Source organism: Methanosarcina sp. 1.H.A.2.2, from assembly GCF_000979975.1.
In the GTDB taxonomy this organism is placed as follows: Archaea; Halobacteriota; Methanosarcinia; order Methanosarcinales; family Methanosarcinaceae; genus Methanosarcina.
The window spans coordinates 1-8,690 of sequence record NZ_JJQL01000029.1; the positions used below are offsets into that span (position 1 = coordinate 1).

5 protein-coding genes are annotated in these 8,690 nt (G+C 36.4%); 3 read left to right on the top strand and 2 right to left on the bottom strand.

Going from position 1 to position 8,690, the window contains the following annotated elements:
• The coding region (locus EO93_RS04350) for a disaggregatase related repeat-containing protein (RefSeq protein ID WP_048161240.1) at positions 1-331 on the top strand (331 nt) is incomplete at its 5' end.
• A 154-nt stretch (positions 332-485) separates the two neighbouring features.
• On the opposite strand, the gene EO93_RS04355 is transcribed toward EO93_RS04350, so the two are convergent.
• Complete coding sequence (locus EO93_RS04355; RefSeq protein ID WP_048161241.1) at positions 486-2,072, bottom strand: right-handed parallel beta-helix repeat-containing protein; 1,587 nt, start codon at positions 2,070-2,072, stop codon at positions 486-488.
• 686 nt (positions 2,073-2,758) lie between these two features.
• On the opposite strand from EO93_RS04355, the gene EO93_RS18555 reads away from it, so the two are divergent.
• Positions 2,759-3,451: a serine O-acetyltransferase gene (locus EO93_RS18555; protein WP_304413481.1), complete on the top strand. Its 693-nt coding sequence runs from the start codon at positions 2,759-2,761 to the stop codon at positions 3,449-3,451.
• Positions 3,452-4,173: 722 nt separating this feature from the next.
• On the top strand, positions 4,174-5,931 hold the full coding sequence (locus tag EO93_RS04365; RefSeq protein ID WP_235284105.1) for a hypothetical protein: 1,758 nt from the start codon (positions 4,174-4,176) through the stop codon (positions 5,929-5,931).
• 213 nt (positions 5,932-6,144) lie between these two features.
• On the opposite strand, the gene EO93_RS04370 is transcribed toward EO93_RS04365, so the two are convergent.
• On the bottom strand, positions 6,145-8,112 hold the full coding sequence (locus tag EO93_RS04370; protein ID WP_048161243.1) for a hypothetical protein: 1,968 nt from the start codon (positions 8,110-8,112) through the stop codon (positions 6,145-6,147).
• Positions 8,113-8,690 lie beyond the last annotated feature (578 nt).

Sequence of the window (8,690 nt, forward strand, 5' to 3'; positions counted from 1 at the left end):
TGATTCATGGAATCCTGACTATGTGAGCTGGAATAAGAGAAACAGCGGTATTGCATGGAAAAATCCAGGAGGAGACTGGTACGATAAAAACGGTGTTTTGCAGGGCAGCATGCCCTATGCCACAATGACTATTAAGGGCAGTTTCCTGCCTGACAACAGGTACTATGAGCTGGATGTAACCGATCTCGTAAAGGAGTACACCAGTGGAAAGTACGAAAATACCGGGTTTCTGATAAAAGCAAAAACTGAAAGCAACAATTATATCGCTTTTTATAGCAGCGATGTAGGGAACATAAATCAGGTGCCAAAACTTCAACTGGTATACAGCTAAAGGCCTGGATGTCCTTTAAGGAGGTAATCCGAAATTCTAGACTGCAGGAAATGTTAATTTCCCAATGCCTGCTTTTCGGAAAAACCTCATTTTACCAGTGAAACCCACTTTCCGAAATATGTTTTGATAATCAATAGTTTTCCCGACAGCGTTTTTAAAAAATATTAAAAAAGAATATCCTCATCAGGGCCCTGGATGGAACCACCTGATGCCACCAGGCCACATATCCGGGCATTATCCCTGACTTTGATGCTTCTTCAGTGTTTCCGTATCTTCCTATATTGATCCGTTTTCCATTGTCTTCGGGCTCATTTGAGTAGTCAGAGGAGGAATAACCTGCATCAATGCACGGAGAACTTATGCGATCCTTTATCCAGGATTTCCCATTCCATCTACCTCCTGTCGATCTAAGATGGTAATCATGATTTTTCGGGTCTGCAAAAAGAGGATTTGCATAGATATCGCTTTTTGATTCTGTGTTGATATAGTCTCCAGCTTCATTATTAAAGAGGCAGTTATTTTGCAGCACGAAGGTATGTGTTCCAGGGAGGTAATTGATCACGCAGTACCCTGTCCCTCGCGGATCTTTCTTACGCTTAAGGGTATTTACTATAATGTTGTTGCGGATAATGGTAGTGTATCCTGTACCAGCAGGGGAAAGATCGGTAGATTTGCCTTCAGGGTACATATGGATTACTGCAGCATGGTATACACCATCAAATACATTGTTCTCAATAAGAGTATCGTAAAAGCCACTAGTTACGATACCACCCACCCAATCGATGCTCGGATTCGTGCCAGTGCTATAGAAGATATTGTGATGAATATGGACATTTTGCGCCTCTTCTCTTGAGTAAGAAGAACCGTATCCTATCAACCATAACCCGGGTCCAAAGGTGTTGTGGATGGTATTATTATATACTTCGATATCATCCATGACAGCTGAGGACTTCTGGATCTGAATTCCGGGTCCTCCTGCATCCTTATCATAGGAAGAATCAATAAAGTTGTCATGGAATTTTACATGATTTGAATTCCATACTCTGAGGCCGCTATTAGTCCTGCAGGTTATCGTATTATTCCAGGCTTCCACATTCTGAGATTCAATAGCATAAAGCCCGTCATGTCCAAGCAGAGAGATTGTGTTATTATAAAACTGGATGTTTTCACCGTAGTGAATTCGTAGTCCATCGCCGTGGCCATCGTGCATGTACATATTACAAACCGTTATGTTTTTTACTTGACCAAAATATATACAGTTGTAATATCCTTTTCCTTTTGGAGTTTCGGTGTTGCCATTGTGATTCCCGTCTATCTCAAATCCTCTTACAGTAAGATTGTTTACAGGACCCTTGCTGCCAATTAAGGGTATCATAGGAGAATTAGTCCATCCTGCATGGTCAACTAATTTGACAACCGCGTCTGAATCACCTTCAAGAACCGTGTTACTACTTTGAATGTAAATGGTATTATCGATGGTATAGGTAAAAGGACCTTTAAGATAAACGGTGGTGTAATCGGGATTTTCGGCTAAGAATTTAAGGGCCTGATTTATCTGTACATCATCGGCTTTTCCGTCACAGTTGAAGTCACCGCTACCGTCCCCGGCGACATAAACTGTCATACCCGATGCAATGGAAATCGAAGCCGTTTCCGTTAAGGTCAAGAAAAAGAGAATTATAATGTAAACTCTTAGTTTTTTTATATTTCCCCACCTACATATCCAACTTTTTTCACCCATTCTTTGTCCCCGTGTTTTTAATTATAATAACAAAACTTAAACAAATTGTCGTGGGGAATAACCATAATCCCCTATCACGGGGATAAATAATCTCGTTATCCTTTTCACACCATCAATTTTTGTCTCGAAAAAGAGCTTTAATGGAATGAGATCGAATAGAGACCTAAAACGCAATAAAGGTTCCATCAGGAATTAATTTCCGTCTACCTGGAGACAGCATTCACCACCAGTACATAACTATTCATTCTTAATAAACATTCTCAATTAAACGTCTCTATTAAACAATAGTATCAATTTGATGTAGTTCCGAATTATTCTCCCACCAAGTGGATGATACTTTAAACGATCTAATATCAGAAAATTTCGATAAATCCTGACTCGTCGGTATTAGGAGATTTACGTCTCACTAAGTTAGCTTTAATTCATGAAAACTGTTATGATTTTGTTCTAAAAAAGTGATGCAAAAATATTCAATAAGCGAAAGAGAGTAAGAGGGAAATATAGAAAATTGTTGCATTTGAGCTTTGACAAAATCAAGTACAATAAACTAAATATCACAGGAATAACGTCCTCTGTTGTCAAAAGGAAGTATGGAGAAGTACTCAGGCAAGAAAGTTATATAATCAAGTCAAAGAAATAAATATTAAACTGATAGTGTAACATAAACAAAAATGTTGTAAAAATAATTGCATAAAATCAAAGATTTTTATAGAGCCGAAAAATTGAAATTCTATAACTCAAAAGTAGAATCCATGATAAAGTCAAAACAGGAATATAAGTATTATTTAGAAGCAGATAGAATTGCTTTAGGCAAAAAAAGGAAAAAGCCGAGGTTATTTTTGGATGAAGTATGGGTATTTCAGAGATTATTAAGAAAAGTTGAGTACTATAAAAATTGCAAAAATTCCCTTTTTTACCGTCCCTACTATTATTATCTATATTTAAAGTATCACCTACTAGGCATATTCCTTGGTTTTCTTATTGAGCCAAATGTTTTTGGTCCTGGGTTATCCATAAGTCATCCAGGTACGATTGTAGTCAACGGAAATACAAAAGTAGGTGAAAATTGCAGGATACATGTATGTACGGTCATCGGAACTAAAGCAGGGGCAGGATATGAAGATTTGACGCCAAAAATAGGAAATAATGTTTACATTGGCCCTGGAGCAAAAATATTTGGAGATATAGAAATCGCGGATGGAATAGCTATAGGAGCTAATTCAATTGTAAATAAGTCCTTTACAGAACCAAATATCGGGATTGCAGGGATTCCAGCTAAGAAAATAAACGATAGGGGTTCTGAAAAACTGGTCCCAAAAGAGTTACTTATAACATTAAAAAAAGATTATCCGGAACTTTTTGAAAACCTTGAAGAATGATCGGATATTACCAGAACTTCCATCATGGCTTCTCATTTCCCGTATGACCCGAATCTGCTGTAAATTCTAAGCCAAATTTTTGTACACAGCACATGAAACGGGTTTATTAATATCGAATTTTCGATTAGAGATTTTTTTAAAATTTGTAATTTTACAGAACTTTCGGTACGCTTCCTGGATGTTGATATTTCGGAATTAGAGCTCAAGCACCGGCCATATAGTTTGTTTTTATCTACTGTACACCGGCGGGCTCAAGCCTTGCGTGGCGAATGAAAGAATGTGAGATATCATTTGTGATCATTTCGGAATAATACCAACCAATTAATCAGGGAGCAACAGAAATAAGAGGATCGATTAAAAAGAATTTTGTGTGAAAGAGTTCATACAATAACAACAATAGTGCGTATTAGAAAGAGTTACTTCACATTATAGTTGGTAAAGACGTTTTAATACAATAATTAAGTATTAATTAAAACAGTCAGAATAAGAAAAGAAAAAGGAGAGAAAAAAATAGAAAAAAATATATTGAAAAAGAAATTACTTTCGCTTGAAAGTTCCGGTTTGTGCAAACTCCAAGAAGTAGAGTTGCTGCTTTAATAGATGCGGATCGGGACTCAGAGAGTAGATATTGTAGAGATAATACTCTATAATTATCAAGAAGGACGGCGGGCACGTTGAAAAAAGATACTAATCGAATCTTAACCTTTCTGAGCTCTATTTCTTTGTTACTTATAACTTATGGTCTCTTTGAGCTCAAAGGAATTCCGCCTGAAGGATATGTAGCTAGTATCTATGACCAGCTTCCATTACGTTTGTATCTGATCCTGCTCTTTTGTTATTTTTCTTCCTGTATACTTGTGCTTTCATATAGAAAGACACCTGCAATTATCATACTGCTCCTTATTCATTTTACGGTACTGATCATCCCTTACATGCTTGGATACGTTTCTATTGGGAGATACGGAGAATTTTCATATATGGGATTGGCAGAAAATAATGGATTTTTTGATATTTCAGGTTCTTCCGCCATTTCAACCCTTTCTCCTACGGGTCCGCTGTTAGTTTTACCCCTGGATTTGATCTCAGGGCTGGGGGCACAGACACTTTATCACTTTTTACCGATATTTTTTTCGATTCAATTTATTGCCGGAATGTTCATATTATGCAGAACATATATGCTTCGGGAAAAACTTGTTGGGTTAACCTTACTCTCCTCGTTTCTTCTATACTTCTGGCGTTTTCAGTTTTCAGTTTTTCCTTATTACCTCTCTTTTTGCATGATCCCGATCTATCTTTTTGTACTGAAGAAAGCACTTTCGAATAAAAACAGGACGATGCTTATTAGTTTTCTTTTTATGATAACTTTGCTTCCATTAGCTCACCCTTTTATTTTTGTATACATCATTTGTTTTTCTCTACTCCTCATTTTTTCAGGTAAAATATTGAATCGGGGAAGACATCTCAGCAAAATATTTTTCGATATTCTTGTTGAAGATAATGTATCCAATTCAAATGGAAGAAAAGTTGTTTTCCTCTCTATTCTGACGTTTACCTCAGGAAGTATCCTGTTCTGTGCGAAATATGCTTCCCGGTTTTCCCAAATTTTACCTCATGATTTTTCCCGGCACGTTGGGACTTTATCAGTGACAGGCCTGACCAACGTATTAGAAATAGAATCCAATTTAGAATTTATACATTATTTTAATCTATATTATGGCAAATATTATATTCCGTTAATCTTCATTGTGATCAATTCCATAATCGTATGGCAGAATCGTAAAAGGTTTTGCCACCATTTTATCCAAACGTATCCCTCCTTTTTAGTCCTCTACATAGGATCTTTTTTCATTGAGTTGGGTTTCCTTTTAAACCCTTTTAACCCTTATCCTGCGGAAAGATTTGCAAATTTAAGTTTCATAATTTTTGCTCAAATACCCCTACTGGCTTATTCACTCTATATCATATTTCTCAGAAAGGGGAATGTGCTTGGTTTTGCATCTGTGGTTCTGATCTTATGCCTTCTCTGGACCTTTGGTTTCTTCAGCTGTTTCAGTTCTCCTTATACTGATGGAGTATCTGAAGGAGTTTCACAAAATGAGGTTAGAGGAATGCAGTGGTTATCCAGAGTAAAAACGACCCCTGATTGCGTTATATCCTATGAGGACAAGAATATGGGAAACGCTGTTCTGTCAGGCTCTACCAGCAATTTAAAAAACTCTGATTTAATTCCTTTTGAAAAGTCGTCTGGATTTATTTATGTCCCGAAATACTATTCTGAGGATATAATCCATTTAAAAAATTCGTCAGAAAATGAGCCATTCTATTTTGTGGTGACCACTTTTTCGAAGGATTTGAGTTTGAATGAATCTAGATCGGAGACCCAGACATCTGTCGGAAAGGTGTTCATACCTCCTGAAAGCTATCCTCTGCGCAAGATCTATGACTCCCTCAATATAGAAATTTATGAGCACGCCGCTTAAATGAGCAGGTCCCTTGAGTTTGTTAAGAGAAAGGGATGGAAAAAGAAAGCTTATCCACAAAAAGCAGAAGATGAGAAAGTTATAGAGAAAGATAAAAAAGCTTGAAGGGAAGCTGAGGATTTGTTACGAAATAACCTGGGCAACGCATAATTAAAAAGTTGCACATGTTATTTCGCGGTGGGTCCTTAGATAGTAAGCAAGGGCTCAATGGACTCAAGACCCGCCAATAAATATATCTTCTGCCGGACTCGAATAAATTTTATTTATTTTATTCAGATTGCGATTCATCTCCAGTTCATTTTCAGAAGTTCCCCTGTAAAAATAATTGGCGCTTTCGACACCATTTCCTCCTTCACTCAAATATAAACCAGCCCGGAGGAATTCCCTGGTTCTAATCACGATATAACCACTATACTGAGCGAAGTTGTTCACATCAGCAATTCTGTAGCTCCGGAAAAAAGAAAGGTTATTTTCTTCGGAAGCCCCCGGAATCCGAGGGAAATAAAAATACCTGGATGCGTAATAATCGGAGTAAATGTAAGAGCCAGCAGGAACATAACACTTAATATGCTCAAACCCTCTCAATTCAGGGGCTGTAAAATACGGATGTGCGGATTCAACAATGAGACTCTCAGAATCCGAGATACTGTAGACAGAAGAAACAAAGACGAAAGTAGAGAACAATAAAAAAATAAAGAATAAAGGATAACCTTTTTTAGAGGAGGACTTTGACAGATAGTTCCAGAATACATAAATACCGTAGCTCATAACAAAAGCCATAAAGGGGCTGACAAACAGCTTGAATCTGTCAATCCTGAATAAGACATGCAACTGCCAGATAGTATTGAGAGGATTCGGGATATAAAAGATAAGAGTAAACAGGGCGAATAGCCCGAATACTGAAGCATAGTTGTTTTTGTGTTTTTTCAGGAGAAAACCAATCCCAATTAAAGCAAAAAATAGAAAAACAGAGCCGTCAAGATATCCGACTAAATTAATCAGATATTCATTAACATTTCCCAAACCTTCGGATGTCAAAACCATTGAGTCCCATAACTGACTCTGTAAACGTATGGTTATACCCCTTTGGACAAACAGGTATGCTACAAAAAACCAGTATGATGTAAAAATAACATTTAACAGGATAAAAAAGGGTTTGCTTATATAACTGCCAACGTTGACAAGAGATTCGCAAACAAGGAGAATAACTAATAACAGGACAAACTGGGGCAAGGAAACGTTATGCACCAGTGTTAAAAAAAGCACGACAATGACCGAAAGTATTTTTAAAGAGAGTTTAGACTCTTTGAAATTTACACTGTAAAGTAGATACAGTAATACGACGAACATTACGAAAGACATTGTCCGGGTGATCATATTTGCACCGTAATAAAGCACAACCGAACTCGAAGAAAAGAGCAAACAGGAGAGCAGGGAAATCTGGCGATTCTGAGTTATAGAGAGAAAAAGGTAGTAAAGAAAAAAGATAGTTATTGCATAAATCGGGGCAGTTATTAAAAAAAGAGAGGATTTTATACCCATATGTAAGATGAGAGAGGATGCAGCGACCATTATGTGATACAAAGGAAAGTATGCATAATCGGTTAAAGAAGTTGAAACAATATGCCCTGACATTGCAGTCATTTCTGAAAGTAAAATATGGGGCATAATGTCAGTTGTCCCAAAGTAAAGATCATAATTTAACGTAACACTGTAAGTAAGGTTTAACAGACTTAAAAAAATCTCCGCCAGGATAACGGAAGGATTTGAATTTTCAGAAAAAATTTGCAGCAAAATCAGAATATAAAGTAACACAATAAATATAAAATAATACCAGGATCTGCCCCCTTGAGACAATAAAAGGGTGCTGACTGAGCCAAGATAAAAAATTCCAAATAGATAGATTAAAGAGTTTCGACTTATAGAAGGAAAAATAAGAATATCACTTAGTCCCATATCTTTTTTGTAAATGAATAATACAATAATACAGGAAATAACTGCAGGGATTCCAGTAAACACCCCTCTAACTACAAAACCAAATTTTCCAACCGCAAACATCCATAAAAATGCAAATAATACGGCAAAGATTACGCATAATGGAAACAAAGAGTAGATAAATTTCATCTGCTTGTTATTATTATTAGCAGAATTGAACCCCTTAACTTCATTCAATATAGACATAGTATCCCCATTAATTCTTAAACCTCATAATCTTTAAACCCAATACAATTCAGATCAGACTTAACTTGACAGACCGTATTAAACTTGAAGTATAGAGAAAAAATTTTAAAAACTAAATGACATTTACAGATAGGTCATTGATTAAGAAGATTTTGCTTTGAAAAATCCCCCGGCCATCCAAAATGCTCTGATTACTTTAATTTTCATATTACATAATCAGTTACAGGGAATTGACACTAAATTCCCTGTCAATAAAAGCAACAAGATCCTCTTTGACATAAACGGAATAACTTAGGCAAAGAATAATTTAGTTGAAGCTAAATCAGTCATCTTGCTAGTGAAAGTTATTTAATCAGTCCTGAATATTGCCATGTTACTTCGCCGCAGATCCTTAAAGCGATTTTTGAATAGACTTAATGAATATTAAGAAGCGCTTCAATGCATTCTTCAATGAATTTTTCTTCGTTGCGAATACCTGCTACAACCGAAACAAAAGGATATTCCATAAAATGACCCCGTTTTTAACCTTTATTGTTTTCGAATCTGTTCATTTAGAAATATCATTCGTGAAATGGCGT